13 protein-coding genes are annotated in these 13,968 nt (G+C 37.3%); 8 read left to right on the top strand and 5 right to left on the bottom strand.

Annotation, left to right across the window (positions count from 1 at the left end):
- Nucleotides 1-169: 169 nt before the first annotated feature.
- The 3 genes from ABH966_RS16015 (at nucleotide 170) to ABH966_RS16005 (ending at nucleotide 2,003) form a co-directional block, all read left to right on the top strand.
- On the top strand, nucleotides 170-1,069 hold the full coding sequence (locus tag ABH966_RS16015) for a hypothetical protein (RefSeq protein ID WP_370080024.1): 900 nt from the start codon (nucleotides 170-172) through the stop codon (nucleotides 1,067-1,069).
- 29 nt (nucleotides 1,070-1,098) lie between these two features.
- Nucleotides 1,099-1,227 (top strand): hypothetical protein, encoded by a 129-nt coding sequence (locus ABH966_RS16010; RefSeq protein ID WP_370080108.1) that lies wholly within the window; start codon nucleotides 1,099-1,101, stop codon nucleotides 1,225-1,227.
- Between the two features lie 164 nt (nucleotides 1,228-1,391).
- A complete protein-coding gene (locus ABH966_RS16005) occupies nucleotides 1,392-2,003 on the top strand; it encodes a phosphatase PAP2 family protein (RefSeq protein ID WP_370080022.1) in 612 nt (203 codons plus the stop codon).
- Nucleotides 2,004-2,213: 210 nt separating this feature from the next.
- Here the strand turns inward: ABH966_RS16005 and ABH966_RS16000 are convergent, their stop codons facing one another.
- The 3 genes from ABH966_RS16000 to thrC are packed head-to-tail and all read right to left on the bottom strand — an operon-like array spanning nucleotide 2,214 to nucleotide 4,888.
- Nucleotides 2,214-2,897 (bottom strand): 2-hydroxy-3-keto-5-methylthiopentenyl-1-phosphate phosphatase, encoded by a 684-nt coding sequence (locus ABH966_RS16000; RefSeq protein WP_370080020.1) that lies wholly within the window; start codon nucleotides 2,895-2,897, stop codon nucleotides 2,214-2,216.
- Nucleotides 2,898-2,924: 27 nt separating this feature from the next.
- Entirely contained in the window at nucleotides 2,925-3,839 is a 915-nt protein-coding gene (thrB, locus tag ABH966_RS15995; RefSeq protein ID WP_370080018.1) for a homoserine kinase, read from the bottom strand.
- Nucleotides 3,836-4,888: a threonine synthase gene (gene thrC / locus ABH966_RS15990; RefSeq protein ID WP_370080016.1), complete on the bottom strand. Its 1,053-nt coding sequence runs from the start codon at nucleotides 4,886-4,888 to the stop codon at nucleotides 3,836-3,838. Before thrC ends, thrB begins: the two co-directional genes overlap by 4 nt.
- A gap of 206 nt (nucleotides 4,889-5,094) precedes the next feature.
- On the opposite strand from thrC, the gene ABH966_RS15985 reads away from it, so the two are divergent.
- On the top strand, nucleotides 5,095-6,324 hold the full coding sequence (locus ABH966_RS15985) for an MFS transporter (protein ID WP_370080015.1): 1,230 nt from the start codon (nucleotides 5,095-5,097) through the stop codon (nucleotides 6,322-6,324).
- Nucleotides 6,325-7,046: 722 nt separating this feature from the next.
- Nucleotides 7,047-7,913, top strand: coding sequence for a MurR/RpiR family transcriptional regulator (locus ABH966_RS15980; RefSeq protein WP_370080013.1), 867 nt, complete (start codon nucleotides 7,047-7,049; stop codon nucleotides 7,911-7,913).
- A 108-nt stretch (nucleotides 7,914-8,021) separates the two neighbouring features.
- Here the strand turns inward: ABH966_RS15980 and ABH966_RS15975 are convergent, their stop codons facing one another.
- Nucleotides 8,022-8,822, bottom strand: a complete 801-nt coding sequence (locus ABH966_RS15975) for a GNAT family N-acetyltransferase (protein WP_370080011.1) — start codon at nucleotides 8,820-8,822, stop codon at nucleotides 8,022-8,024.
- Nucleotides 8,823-9,438: 616 nt separating this feature from the next.
- Here ABH966_RS15975 and ABH966_RS15970 point away from each other — a divergent pair.
- Nucleotides 9,439-10,365 (top strand): manganese-dependent inorganic pyrophosphatase, encoded by a 927-nt coding sequence (locus ABH966_RS15970; RefSeq protein ID WP_370080009.1) that lies wholly within the window; start codon nucleotides 9,439-9,441, stop codon nucleotides 10,363-10,365.
- Between the two features lie 159 nt (nucleotides 10,366-10,524).
- Here ABH966_RS15970 and ABH966_RS15965 read toward each other — a convergent pair whose 3' ends face one another.
- Nucleotides 10,525-11,904: an FAD-dependent oxidoreductase gene (locus ABH966_RS15965; protein WP_370080007.1), complete on the bottom strand. Its 1,380-nt coding sequence runs from the start codon at nucleotides 11,902-11,904 to the stop codon at nucleotides 10,525-10,527.
- Between the two features lie 126 nt (nucleotides 11,905-12,030).
- Between ABH966_RS15965 and ABH966_RS15960 the strand changes: the two genes are divergently transcribed.
- Nucleotides 12,031-12,738, top strand: a complete 708-nt coding sequence (locus ABH966_RS15960) for a DsbA family oxidoreductase (protein ID WP_370080005.1) — start codon at nucleotides 12,031-12,033, stop codon at nucleotides 12,736-12,738.
- A 459-nt stretch (nucleotides 12,739-13,197) separates the two neighbouring features.
- Nucleotides 13,198-13,821 carry an FMN-dependent NADH-azoreductase gene (locus ABH966_RS15955; RefSeq protein WP_370080003.1) on the top strand — a complete coding sequence of 208 codons (624 nt, stop codon included), beginning with the start codon at nucleotides 13,198-13,200 and terminating at the stop codon, nucleotides 13,819-13,821.
- Nucleotides 13,822-13,968: the final 147 nt, after the last annotated feature.

Here is a 13,968-nt window from a genome sequence, read left to right as displayed (position 1 = left end):
GACAATCGTGGTTAAGTAGATTTGCTATAGTAGGTAATACTATATAAGATTTCGTTTAAAATAAGAGCCTGGCTATCTATGAAGAAAGTAGAGATTGTAGATTTTTTTAAAGTTACTAGCTAGTCAACGTACTTCACCATAAAACTTTATATAAAGGTAGGCGTGTATTTTGAAAGTAGAACTTGAAAATTTATTTTCTATAGATGAATCTAGTCAAGATCAAGTTATTAATGTTTATAATCGCTATGGTATTTTTATAGGTGCACCCAAAATAAGAAAAAGAAATTTAAAGGCATCTTTTAATCCTATTTTCACATTAAATGAAGACGTAACATATGAACATGTAGCAGCGCTATACAAATCATTGGAACACGAATTAGGAATTGTTTCAATCGGAGAACGTTTTTACTTTGACTTTTCGGATAGCGAATATGAGAAAGCACCATTGTTCACATTAAACTCAACTGGTAACTCACCTGATATGTTTATAGATGATAGAGGAACTTTATTTTCTATAAACACCCATTGCCAGCATTGCGGATTAATGGAAAAAGAGCAGCTTTCTCCATTAGTGATAGATACAACAGAAATGAAAGACCGTCATCTAGTTCATGTGAGCGGATATTGGGTTGCTTCACAGGAATTAGCGACATTAATGAAACAAGAGGATATTAAAGGCTACGAACTGTTAGAAGTTATTCATCAAGGACCGAAAGAAGGGAAGCAAAAAGCTTTTCAAATTATACCGACACAAGTATTACCAGAGAGTAGCGCTGAAAGAGTTAAATTGTATTTTGCGACAGAGCAACCTCCATGTCATTGTGGATTAAGTGGGGTAATCAATGGTCCGGATATTTATAATCGTAAAGATATAACCAATATAGAAAATGATGTTTTCTTATCAGCAGAATGGAGTCATGACGGTAGATACTTATATCGAAAGACTTTGTTCAGTAGAAAGTTTAGAGAATTAATTATTAAAAACAATATATCTCGTGAAGTAAGAGGAGAGAAGGATAAAAACTTTGGGCCGAAGGATTGGTTATTCGATCCAGTATTATTAAAATAATTTAAACTGAAGATGAGGAAGTGTATATTTTGTTTAGAAAAATAATACCTATCGTTGCAATCTTATTTATCGTTGCATTAGCTCTTTCAAATTATTTTAATAAGGCAGAAGGAAAAACATTTGTCCTACCCCAAGAAAGAGGGGGCACACTGGGTTAGATAAAGATTTACCAATCGGACATTTACGGGCAAATAATCTTGTACCTAACTCCTTGGTGTCCGTATAACTTTACGTTGGGAGAAGCCAACTTCACCTCTAGTTGACTTAAATATGATATGATGTGAAAAATATAACAGCATATTGTTTTGAGGTGAAGTATTATATGAAAAATTGGGCTTATCCTTTAGCGGTATTAACGCTCATTAACTTTTTTGTGTTACGAGTTACTTTTCAAAGTGAATTAATCAAGACTTTTGATACAAAAATGGCTGATTTATTTTTCGGTAAGCGTTTTATAGAATTTTTTCACTATATAGGAGAACCGGCATTTGTAGTGTCTGTAGCTATAGTCTTAATAGTGTATTTAGTGTGGAAGGTAAAAAATAACCGAGGTATATTATTTGTTTTGTTAACGGTTGCAGGTGGAAATGTACTTAACCAATTATTGAAAAAATGGGTGCAGCGGCCAAGACCTGAGATTGAAGAACAATTAACATCCTTTAGCTTTCCTTCTGGACATGCTATGACCGGTATTTTGTATTTATTTACAATAGCTTATATTTTTTCGGAGAACAATAGCAAGGGACGTAAGACATTGCTTTGGCTTGGGGCAATTGTTTTAACTGTATTTATTGGCTTGTCTCGAGTAGCTGGAGCCCGCCATTTTGCTTCAGATGTATTGGCTGGATGGAGTATGGGTTATACGTGGTTTATCATTTGTGTTATTTGGTATGAACGTCGGAAGAGACTTTTTAAAGTGAAAAATAAATCATGACTTTGAATGGGAGCCATCTAATTAAAGATGGTTCCCTTTGTTATATAGAAATAAGAGCGGCACTTATGAACATACCGCCCTTATTTCTGGCTAATCACCAAATGTTGTGGATGACATTTGTTAAAACGTATGCCAATTTTATAAGTTGATTTCCGTTCCGACTGGGCGACTCCTTGGGGATTAGCAATAGAGGAACGAAGGCTAAAACCATCACATTGAAACGGCATTATCTGCTTCTATAAGCTTTTTTACAGCTTCTAAGCAATCATAGAATGTTTCAAATGGTTTATAAGGAAGATGAAGATCTTTACAGCGTTTAATAAGATGATCCCTAGCAAGTACTAAATCTGCCTGTTTTGCAGCCTCAAAATCAGAAAGTGAATCTCCGATTACGATTTTAAAATGATTACCCTGTGCAACTTTTCGCATAACACTTGGCTTGCAGCAACCGCAACCCTGTGTCTCAAATTTCGTGCATTCTTCATCACAGCTATTTGGAAAAATGAGCTTAATTTGCTGTCCGGAAAAATCAGCACGGTTACAATATATACCGGAAAATGGACCGTATTTTTTTAATAGTGGCTCAATGAAAAAATCCACACCGCCACTAACAATATAAAACGGAATATGGTTCTCTTGTGCATAACGAACGAAATCGACAAAGCCCTCACGTATAATGGCCGTATCCAATAAATATTGGATCACAGCATCCTTTTGTTTAGTTGATAATAGCTCGAACATTGCTGAAACGCCATCTTTAAAGGTTATAGTTTGTTCCATCATTGCTTTAGCAATTTTCTCAGATTCCTCTGGAACGAATTGAGTCATTAGTGAGACGATGTTATCGGTTTCTGTTATAGTGCCATCAAAATCACAGAAAATAATTGGTTTCAAGCTACTTCCTCCTTCAAGAAAAAACGTCTACTTTTGCAGTAGACGTTCAAATTTTACCTGTACACCATATTCATCGGCTTTTGTTAAGATAATTTCATGCTCTGGAAATTGATTTTTCATGGCAATTACGAAATCTTGCGCTATAGCAGTAGGGATGATAGAAATCAGTGTTGGTCCCGCTCCACTTAAAGCTGTTCCAAATGCCCCATTAACCTTTGCTGCGGCATGAATTTCTGTATATTGTGGAATTAAATTGGCACGGAAAGGTTCGTGGAATAAATCAGCTTCCATATAACGACCTGCACGCTCAAAATCACGAACCATTAATGATGCCGCTAGCATATTGGCATTTGCAGAGGCCCTCACTGCATATGTACGGTCAAATTGTTCTGGTAAAACAGAACGGGATTCACTTGTTTTTAGTTCGACACCGGGCACATACACAACAAAGGAAGCATCTAGATCGTTGACATGAAATGTATCAACAACGCCATTTTCATCCATTGAGGAAATTGTTAATCCCCCTAATACCGAGGCTGTTGCATTGTCTGGATGTCCTTCGATTTGTGAGGATAAATTGAGTTTATCCTGTAAAGTTAAGCCTAAGTCACAGACTTGGTTAGCTAGTTCAATTCCTGCAACGATGACCGCTGCACTGCTCCCTAAACCACGGGCTAAAGGAAGCTCACTTGCCATTTCAACACGACAAGCAGGTAGTGGCTTACCGTATTGATCCGCAATTTTTTTAGCAATCACGTATAGTAAGTGCTCTTCCAGCTCAAACTCTTTAGGACCATTATCATCGAGGTGGATAATTTCCCAACTATCCTGTAAAGACACGGTTAACTTTAAGTAAAGAGATAAGCCAAGACCTATTGAATCAAAACCAGGGCCTAGATTGGCTGTGCTCCCAGGAACCGTGATTTCCCACATGTTACTCATAGTACATCCTCGATGTATTTTCGAATTTCTTCCTCATCGTTTTTAAGTGAAACAACATCTACAGTCGAGACATTCATGGCAGTATCAGGATCTTTCAATCCATTACCCGTGAAAATTGTCACAACTTTAGAGCCCTTCGCAATCTTGCCATTTTCAACTGATTTAATAACGCCTGCTAATGATGCAGCTGAACCTGGTTCAACGAAAATTCCTTCAGTGCCAGCAATTAATTTGTATGCAGCTAAAATTTCTTCGTCTGTAACCGAATCAATAATTCCACCAGACTCATCGCGAGCTGCTTCTGCAAATTTCCAACTTGCAGGATTACCGATACGAATAGCTGTTGCCACTGTCTCAGGATTAGCAATAGGTTCACCTTTTACAATTGCTGCTGCACCTTCAGCTTCAAAGCCGAACATTTTTGGTAAACCAGAGTCTTTTGCAGCATCGTATTCTTTAAAGCCTTTCCAGTACGCAGTAATGTTACCTGCGTTACCAACAGGGATGCAAAGATAGTCTGGAGCTTTTCCTAAAGCATCTACAATTTCAAATGACGCCGTTTTTTGCCCCTCGATGCGGAATGGATTCACAGAGTTTACAAGTGCCACAGGAGTTGTTTCGCTTACTTGGCGGACAATATTTAATGCATCATCAAAATTACCGTCGATTTCGATAATCTTTGCACCATACATTGTTGCTTGGGCTAGCTTACCTAGGGCTACTTTTCCTTTAGGGATAACGACTATGGACTGGATTCCAGCGCGTGTTGCATAAGCTGCTGCTGCGGCGGATGTGTTACCAGTTGAAGCACAAATAACGCATTTGCTACCTTCTTCAATCGCTTTTGCAACGGCAAACACCATACCACGGTCTTTAAATGAACCGGTTGGATTTGCACCTTCGATTTTTCCATAAAGCTCAATGCCTAGTTTTTTAGATAGATTTACTAGATGTATAAGAGGCGTATTGCCTTCGTTTAAAGTTAGAGCAGGTGTATTTTCTGTTACGGGTAAAAATTGTTTATATTCTTCAATTAGGCCTTTCCACATAACGTTTACGATCTCCTTTTGTTCTTATAGAAAGAACAGTTGTTTTTGTATAAAAGACATTTTAACGCAAATTGCCACATGTTTTCAATAGAATTTCGGAAATTGTCTAAACAATTCGGTAATTTGAATTTTCGCTTGTCACTTTCTTGAAACAACTGTATAGTAAACTCATAGTGTAAAGTCAAGTGTAAAGACAGGTGGTTAAAATGACGATAAATACAGTATCAACGGATAAATTTCAACAATCTATTTCTCGCAAAAAGCTTTTGGGGGTAGCGGGGGTAGGCTGGCTTTTTGATGCAATGGACGTAGGAATATTATCATTCGTTATTGCAGCTTTAGCAGTTGATTGGGGATTAACGCCAAGTCAGTCGGGTTGGATAGGTAGCATAAACTCAATTGGAATGGCTGTAGGAGCTCTTGTTTTCGGCGTACTAGCCGATAAAGTGGGACGTAAGCAAATTTTTATGTGGACGCTTGTATTATTTTCGATCGCAAGTGGCTTATCTGCATTTACCACTACATTAGCTGCTTTTATGACACTACGCTTTTTAGTAGGCATGGGGCTAGGGGGAGAATTGCCAGTCGCATCGACGTTAGTTTCTGAGAGTGTAGAAGCCAAAGAGCGTGGGCGAGTAGTTGTTTTGCTAGAAAGTTTCTGGGCGGCAGGATGGTTAATCGCTGCATTGATTTCGTATTTTGTTATTCCTTCGTGGGGATGGCGTAGTGCTTTATTGTTAACGGCAATTCCAGCAATATATGCAATTTATCTTCGTTGGAACTTGCCAGATTCACCACAATTTACAGTAAAGGCTGAGTCTAAGAAACGTAGTGTTATGCAAAATATTCGAGAAGTATGGTCGAAAAAATATTTACGCTCGACACTTATGTTATGGGTGTTATGGTTTACGGTTGTTTTCTCGTATTACGGTATGTTTTTATGGCTACCGAGTGTTATGGTTGGTAAAGGCTTTGATATGATTACGAGCTTTAAATATGTTCTCATTATGACGCTTGCGCAGCTACCAGGTTATTTTACAGCTGCTTGGTTTATAGAAAAATTCGGACGGAAGTTTGTACTTGTTTCTTATTTAATTGGTACAGCAGTAAGTGCGTTCATTTTTGGTAATGCGGAAACACTAGTAGTGCTATTAACATCTGGGATGTTTTTATCGTTCTTTAACTTAGGGGCATGGGGTGCGCTTTATGCTTATACACCAGAGCAGTATCCAGCAATTATCCGTGGAACGGGTGCAGGAATGGCAGCGGCTGTTGGGCGCATCGGTGGTATTTTTGGACCTTTGTTAGTAGGCTCTTTATTAACAGCAGGTTATGATATTGGCTTTATCTTTGCTATTTTCTGTGGAGCGATTATTATCGGTGTTGTTGGGGTAATATTCTTAGGTCGAGAAACGAAACAAATTGAATTAGAATAACAAAAATAATCATGTCTTGGATGAACTATAATCCAAGACATTTTTATCAATTAATTTACATAAAAATTAAGAGTTATTAATTTTTATACAAATATTTTTAAAAATCTGTTAAAATCACACAATAAGGTTCGTCACTGAAAATGGGGATGACATTTGGTTAAAACGTATTGCAAGTGGGTCAATTGATTGGAGTACAGGTCAGGGATTTATTGGTGATCACCATGGCTACAGACGTAACCTGGAGCGAGTTTCGTTAGGAAAGCTTACAGTCGCAGCGGAAATCAACCCTCGACTTATAAGGGTGATTTATCAATTAACTTTGATTAAGAAAATAGAACGATTTTTTGTCTTTTTCACATTAGCGAGTTAAAGCATTGAAGATTTTTCAGAAAAGTCGTTGTATTCAGATTGTAATCGTGATACTGTATTTTTAACTTCTTTCAGCAATTGTTTTCTGTAGCGACAGGAACAGATGTCTTTTGTACCGAAAGCGAAGCGACAGGTACAGATGTCCAAACACCCGATGAAAGAAGTTAAAGCCTCCAGCCGATTCCAGATTCATTGTTTATCTGTAGTGAAAGCAAAGCGACAGCAACAAATGTTTACTGTGCGAAAGCGAAGCGACAGCAACAATTATGCCGAGGTATAATTGATCCGAATTTAGAGTCAGTAGGAAACAATCTCCGTTCGTGATAATTTCATTGAAAGAAAGGTTGTTAGAAATGAGCATAAATGAAGAAATAAAAAGAAGATTTGTTAGGCTGTCGAAAGGCCAGCGTAAAGTTGCACAATTTGTTATGAGTAACCCTACAGTTGTAATTGGTAATGGAGCAGCAGAAGTTGGTAGACAGGCGAATGTTAGTGAATCAACAGTTATTCGTTTTTGTTATGCAATGGATTTGATGGGCTATGTAGAGCTTCAAGACAAGGTTAGAAGCTATTTAATGACTCAAAATGGTGGTGAGAATCTTCAACCTACATATTTTTCAAGTAAGCGGAATATTCCGAGTTTTGGGAAGGTGATGCAACGCGATATTCAAAATATTCAAGATACGATTCATTTGATTAACGATAATATGCTCCAAAAAAGCTCGAAATGGATGCATGAAGCAGAGAACGTTTATATTTTAGGTACTCGTCAAGCTGCGTCCATAGCAAATTGGTTATCGTCTACAATGAAAACTTTACGTCCAAATGTAAAACAGCTTCGCTCAGAATCCGACGATATTGTACAGCAAATTAACAGCATGGGAGAGCAGACGACATTAATAGTTTTGATAGGGGACAAGCATTCAAACGACGTTCAAACGATTGTAGAAATTGCCAAGAAGAAAAAGGCTAAAATTATTGCTATTACTGGTTCGGCGTTGTCTTCTATTCGGGAATATGCAAGTGCATTATTTACACTTGGTCTGAAAAAGCAATCTTCATTGGATGTTATTCCAGTATTATTTTCGTTTTTACATGCGCTAATTGAGGAAATGGTTAGTCAGGATAAAGCACAATATGAGAAATATCAGCAATCATATGAGCAATTAGAAAATAATTTGTTATTCTTAGATGCAGCAAGAGAGAAGCAAGTTTTCTAAACATTTTACAACGCGTAGAAACCGTAAAATACTAATCTATGCGTTTTATTTACGCTACACATAAAAAAGATGTCCAAAAAAGTTTTTAGACATCCTTGAAAAAGAAGCTTATAAAATTTTACTTAAGCTATATTCGTTAATAAAGGTATCATTTAATTTAATAGCGTTTTGTCGAATACCTTCTTGCTCAAAACCTAGTTTTTTAAACAGATGTAAAGCACAATCATTATGTTCCATAACAGATACTTCTAAGCGCGAAATATCCCGCTGTTTAGACCATTGTTCAACTGCCTTCATCAGCTCTGAACCAATACCTTGTCGTTGATGCTCTTCCTTAACAGCTAGGCGGATTGATGCAACATGCTTAGCTTTAGAATGTTTATATCCATGGATAACGGCATAACCAGCAAAATTACCATTTAATATACAAAGTAAAATTGTACGGTTTTTTAATTGTTTCCAAGTGCTTAAATCTTTACGAAGTTGTTGAACTGTAAGGTCTAATTCATTTTCCATGTTATACATGAAGTCAGTTTCTTGGAAAATTTCTTCTTGCAAATGAATAAATGATCTGGCATCTGATGCTTCAATTGCTCGAATTATGTATGCAGATGGGTTTTCGTCATCTTTAGAAATATTACTCGTAGTCTTCATTTGTGTACGCGAGAAAGATACACTGGTACCGAGTTTAACATCAATGACATAGTAGCCTGCATTTGTCCATGACAAATAGTGAGAGAGAGGGGGCTTTGTTTTCTTCCACCAGCTCCTATTCAAGTAAGCTGCATTTGGCAAGGCTTGTCCCATAATATTTTCGAGTTCGCTAAATGATAAAGTAATTTCTTGTTGTAAAGCTACTTCAAAATAATTTGCTAAAGGAATATACTTTTTTTCCATCTTCTTTGTCATCGTGATCCCCATTTCCTGTATATCCTAATATATATATAGACTACCTGATAATAGCATAAAATTATGGTTTCTTAAATATAAAAACACAACTATATATCTACTTATAGCAAATCTTTTTTATAAACTACGTATTATTATTATTAAGTGTTATAAATAGGATGTTATTAACAGATAAATATATTAAATTCAATAATAACCCAGAATTAGTGGTAACAGGTAATTTTTGGTTCCGTTCCGTGAAGTGAGGTTGATTTCCGTTCCGACTATGCACTTTCCTCGGGGCGTCCGGCGAGCCGCTTTTGTTGTTGTTGTCGCTGCACTTTCGCACAGATAAAACCTTGTTGCTGTCGCTTCGCTTTCGCGCAAAAAACATCTGCCGCTGACGCTAGGCTTTCGCGCAAAAAACATCTGCCGCTGACGCTAGGCTTTCGCGCAAAAAAACATCTGCCGGCTAAAGCACAAAGCCGATTCCGGACGCAATTATGCTGAGGCATCATTGATTTGTATATTGGTAGTAGATCCTTTATAGATAAACTTTCACTTTATATCATGTTTGCTCATAAGGTATGATAAAATAAAATATAAATGTTATTGCCATTCAGGAGGAATAAATTCAATGAGTAAAGTTTTAGTTTTTGGTCATAAAAATCCAGATACAGACACAATTACATCTGCAATTGTATATGCATATTTAAAACAGCAAATTGGCGTTGATGCTGAAGCGGTACGCCTTGGAGAAGTAAATAACGAAACTCAATTTGCTTTAGATAAATTTGGCTTTGAAGCACCTCGTTTAATTTCATCAGTAGTTGGAGAAGCAGAAAAAGTAATCCTTGTAGACCACAATGAATTCCAGCAATCTTCTGACGGCATTGAAGAGGTACAAATTACAGAGGTCATTGATCATCACCGTATTGCCAACTTCCAAACGGCAGATCCACTATACTACCGTGCAGAACCTGTAGGCTGTACTGCAACAATTCTAAACAAAATCTTCAAAGAACATGGCGTAGCAATTCCTGCAAACATTGCTGGATTAATGCTTTCTGCTATTGTTTCTGATACATTATTATTCAAATCTCCAACTTGCACTGAGCAAGATGTAAAAGCTGGTGAGGAGCTAGCGAAAATTGCAGGTGTTGATGCTGCTGAATACGGTTTAGCAATGCTTAAAGCAGGTGCTGACCTTTCAGATAAATCATTAGAAGATCTTTTATCATTAGATGCAAAAGAATTTCAATTCGGTGAATATAAATCTGTAGTAGCTCAAGTAAATGCTGTCGATATTAACGATGTACTTGGTCGCCAAGAAGAATTAGAAATTTTATTAAATAAAAATGTAGCGGAAAATGGCTTAGATTTATTCTTCTTTGTTGTAACAGATATTTTAAACAATGATTCAACAGCCGTTGCAGTTGGACAAGTAGCTGAGGCTGCAGTAAAAGGATTTGGCGCGGAGCTTGTGAATAATCGCGTTCTTTTACCGGGTGTTGTATCCCGTAAAAAACAAATCGTTCCAGTTTTAACTGATGCATTGAAATAATAAAAAGATGCTGGGACAAAAAGAAAAAATGTTAGACCGATTGTATTTCGGTCTAACATTTTTTTGATTTAGGAAGGAACACTCTACTCGTTGAAGCGAAAAAGTTATTATCTATTTTCGCTATTTTTCAAAATAATCGAGTTCTGTCCCAGCTCCTTTTTAATCTAGTTTTAATGGGTGTACAGCAGGACCTTCAAGAACTTCTCCTTTGGCATTAAAACGAGAGCCATGACAAGGGCAATCCCATGTTTCGTCGGCTTCATTCCATTTTGTTTTACAGCCTAAATGCGTGCAAGTTGGTGTATTAGCATGTTTCACATAACCAGTCACGAACTCCTTAGCTACAAAGCCTCCTACCTTTAGCATCTGCATAAACTGTGCCCCGAATTTCGTACGTGCCGGCGAGTAAAGAGGAATGGCACCATCCTCATTCCCAGCTCCTGTTATTAGGGATGATAGGATATCTCCCGCTACAAAAGAATTGGAAATTCCCCATTTTCGATAGCCAGTTGCAATGAAAACATTAGGCAAGGATGGTGTAATCCTGCCAACATAAGGGACCATATCAGGTGTTTCAATGTCCTGCGCTGACCAGCGATAGATTGCTTCCTGATCGAAATGCGCCTTCATTTCATTTTGAATGGCCTCATAATAGGGCTCCGTATTAGTCGTTTCACCTGCAATATGATTAGCTCCACCTAATACTAAATAGTGCTCGCCGTTAATGGTAGCCGTCCGAATAGAGCGAGTAGGATTATCTACGCATAAATATTGACCTTGTAGTGTATCGGTAATTTTGCTAGCAACCATATAGGAGCGACTATTAGAAAGTTTAAAAAGCTGAAGTCCTCTAAAGGCTTCGATTGGATAGTGTGTGCACAAAATAAGCTTGTTGTATTGAACCGACATATTATTTGCGGTATGTAAGCTATTCTGAGGTATGTTTAATTGCTGAACACGGGTATTTGTGTAGATTTTTGCACCCATTGATAATGCTTCTTTTACAAGGAAATTACAAACTTCTACTGGATGTATTTGAGCTTGCTGGGACATGCTAAGCGCTTTTGTAACTGGGAAGGGAAGCTCTGTATCAGAAGTGATTTTCGCCTTAATATTTAATACTTTATAGGCATTCCATTCTTTTAATAATTGGGCATAACCTTCTTTTGTTTGGCAATAAAGCAAGGAATCTACTTGTTGAATACTTTCTTTAGGGAGTAACTGTAATGCTTTCTCTACAGCTATTTGGTTTAACTGATAATAGAGTCGTGCCTCATCTACAGAAAGTTTTTCAATAAGGTTGGCATAAACTAAGCTATGCTGAGCAGTTAATTTTCCTGTTGAATTACCAGTCGTACCATGACCGATATGGGAATTTGCCTCAAGTAAGACCACCTCTACTCCCGATTTTGCTAAGACATATGCTGTATATAGTCCCGTCAATCCTCCACCGATTATACATACATCACAAGTTGTTGATGCAGGAAGCGATGGTAGCGAGACGGGATCAATTGTTCCGAGCCAAAGAGATTGTGTCATACATAACCCTCACATTGTTTTTACGTTCAGTATGTAGATTGATTTGAAAATTTATGCAATGAAGCATAAAAATTGCCTTGCTGTATTTACTATCGCTACAATGTAGCAAAAGGAGCGTGACTACCTATGAAAATTGAAATCTGGTCAGATTATGTATGTCCATTTTGTTATATTGGTAAAAAGCAACTAGAGCAGGCGATTCAGGATATGGGTTTTGCAGGGCAGGTAGAGCTTGTTTATAAAAGCTATCAACTTGACCCAACAACACCTGTGGATACTAATGTGTCTACGTATGAAGCATTGGCGAAAAAGTATGGAATGTCGTTAGAAAAAGCGAAGGAAATGACGCAAGGTGTTGCTGCTCGCGCTAAAGAAGTTGGTCTAGAGTATAACTTTGATAATTCAATGGAGGAAAATACATTAAAAGCGCATCGTCTAGTAAAATGGGCAGAAAAGCAAGGGGATGTTACAGCACTTGTCGAAGCACTATTATACAGTTATTTTATTGAAGCAAAGCGTATTGGTCAGGACGATGTATTAATCGATATTGCTGTGCAAGTAGGTCTGAACCGTGATGAAGTTGCAAAGGTTCTATCTAACGATGATTTTAAAATAGACGTAGAGACAGATATACAAGAAGGGCTACAGCTTGGCGTAAGAGGGGTACCGTTCTTTGTGTTAAATCGTAAGTACGGTATTTCTGGGGCACAACCTCAAGAAGTATTTGAAGAAACTTTACGTAAAGTTGCTGAGGAAGAAGGCATACAACCAGGATTAAAGATGGCAGGCTCTGAAGATGGTGGAGTTTGTACCGATGATAGTTGTAAATTTTAATTCTGATGGAGAAAGGTAAGAAATAATAGAAGCTGATCTGACTATAACGACACTCAGGTAAGGACCTCGAAAAGGTTGGGTTCCCTTACAGAATACTCGAAGAAGCTCGGGGAAGTTCATTTCACACTCCAAAACAACCTAACACATAGATCAAAAGGGGATGACCTTTGTTAAACGCATATCGTGTGGCGAAGTTGATTGGAATGGAGGCTGGGCGACTCCTTGGAGTCAAATCATAGCGTCATAGATGAGACCCTGAAGCGGCTCATCGGACGCCCCCAGGAAAGCGCTCGGTCGGAATGGAAAGAAACTTTACGTTATGGGGTAAATTTGAATCAATTACATTTCGGTCAAAAGTCTGAGTCTACTAGCGTTGACTTTTTTCGTAAATTTTTTTAATATACTTATATATCTTGAATTCGAGATATTAAACTTTGATTTTAAGGGAGAATTTATATAATGAATGTATTAGTAGTAAAAGCAAACAACCGTCCAGATGGTATTTCAACAAAAATGTATGACACATTTATGGAAAATGTACAAGGTGTAGATGTAACGACTTTTGACGTATTCGCAGAAGATATGCCTTATTTCGGTCAAGATCTTTTCAATGCTTTTGGTAAAGTACAAAACGGTGAAGCGTTAACTGACGTTGAATCACGTCTTTTAGCAGCAAAACAAAAAGCTATGGATGCTTTAACTGCAGCTGATGTTGTTGTATTTGCTTTCCCACTTTGGAACTTAACAATCCCAGCGAAATTACAAACTTTCATCGACTATGTATTCCAAGCTGGTTATACATTTAAATATAATGAAAACGGTCAATTAGAAGGCTTAATGGGTGACAAAAAAGTTGTTATCTTAAATGCTCGTGGTGGTTACTATTCAGCACCTGAAGCACAACCAATGGAAATGTCAGTTAACTACATCAAAAACGTTGTTGGCATGTTCGGTATGGAAATTATCGAAGAGGTTATCATTGAAGGCCATAACGCGTCACAAGATAAAGCACAAGAAATTATTGCAAATGGCCTAGAAGCGGTTAAAAAAGTTGCCCAATCTTTACAAACTGTAAATGCATAATAAATTAATTTTTAATAAAAGTTCTCTCTAATTTGAGAGGACTTTTTTTATTTCTTTCATAGAGGTATGGTAATGCTGAGGAGGACTAAAATATTGATATTATGCGCTTATTCTTGATTTACATTTAATAACATCATATTGGTGAAA

This window comes from Lysinibacillus sp. RC46 (assembly GCF_041262385.1).
Lineage (GTDB): Bacteria > Bacillota > Bacilli > Bacillales_A > Planococcaceae > Lysinibacillus.
This window is presented reverse-complemented; position numbering and strand designations above follow the sequence as displayed.

Bases quoted from the DNA above. Each gene is read 5' to 3' on its own strand.
- ABH966_RS15970 (WP_370080009.1), top strand. From the start codon at position 9,439: ATGAGTAAAGTTTTAGTTTTTGGTCATAAAAATCCAGATACAGACACA.
- thrB (WP_370080018.1), bottom strand. From the start codon at position 3,839: ATGAGTAACATGTGGGAAATCACGGTTCCTGGGAGCACAGCCAATCTA.
- thrC (WP_370080016.1), bottom strand. From the start codon at position 4,888: ATGTGGAAAGGCCTAATTGAAGAATATAAACAATTTTTACCCGTAACA.
- ABH966_RS15980 (WP_370080013.1), top strand. From the start codon at position 7,047: ATGAGCATAAATGAAGAAATAAAAAGAAGATTTGTTAGGCTGTCGAAA.
- ABH966_RS16005 (WP_370080022.1), top strand. From the start codon at position 1,392: ATGAAAAATTGGGCTTATCCTTTAGCGGTATTAACGCTCATTAACTTT.
- ABH966_RS15965 (WP_370080007.1), bottom strand. From the start codon at position 11,904: ATGACACAATCTCTTTGGCTCGGAACAATTGATCCCGTCTCGCTACCA.
- ABH966_RS15985 (WP_370080015.1), top strand. From the start codon at position 5,095: ATGACGATAAATACAGTATCAACGGATAAATTTCAACAATCTATTTCT.
- ABH966_RS15955 (WP_370080003.1), top strand. From the start codon at position 13,198: ATGAATGTATTAGTAGTAAAAGCAAACAACCGTCCAGATGGTATTTCA.
- ABH966_RS15975 (WP_370080011.1), bottom strand. From the start codon at position 8,822: ATGACAAAGAAGATGGAAAAAAAGTATATTCCTTTAGCAAATTATTTT.
- ABH966_RS15960 (WP_370080005.1), top strand. From the start codon at position 12,031: ATGAAAATTGAAATCTGGTCAGATTATGTATGTCCATTTTGTTATATT.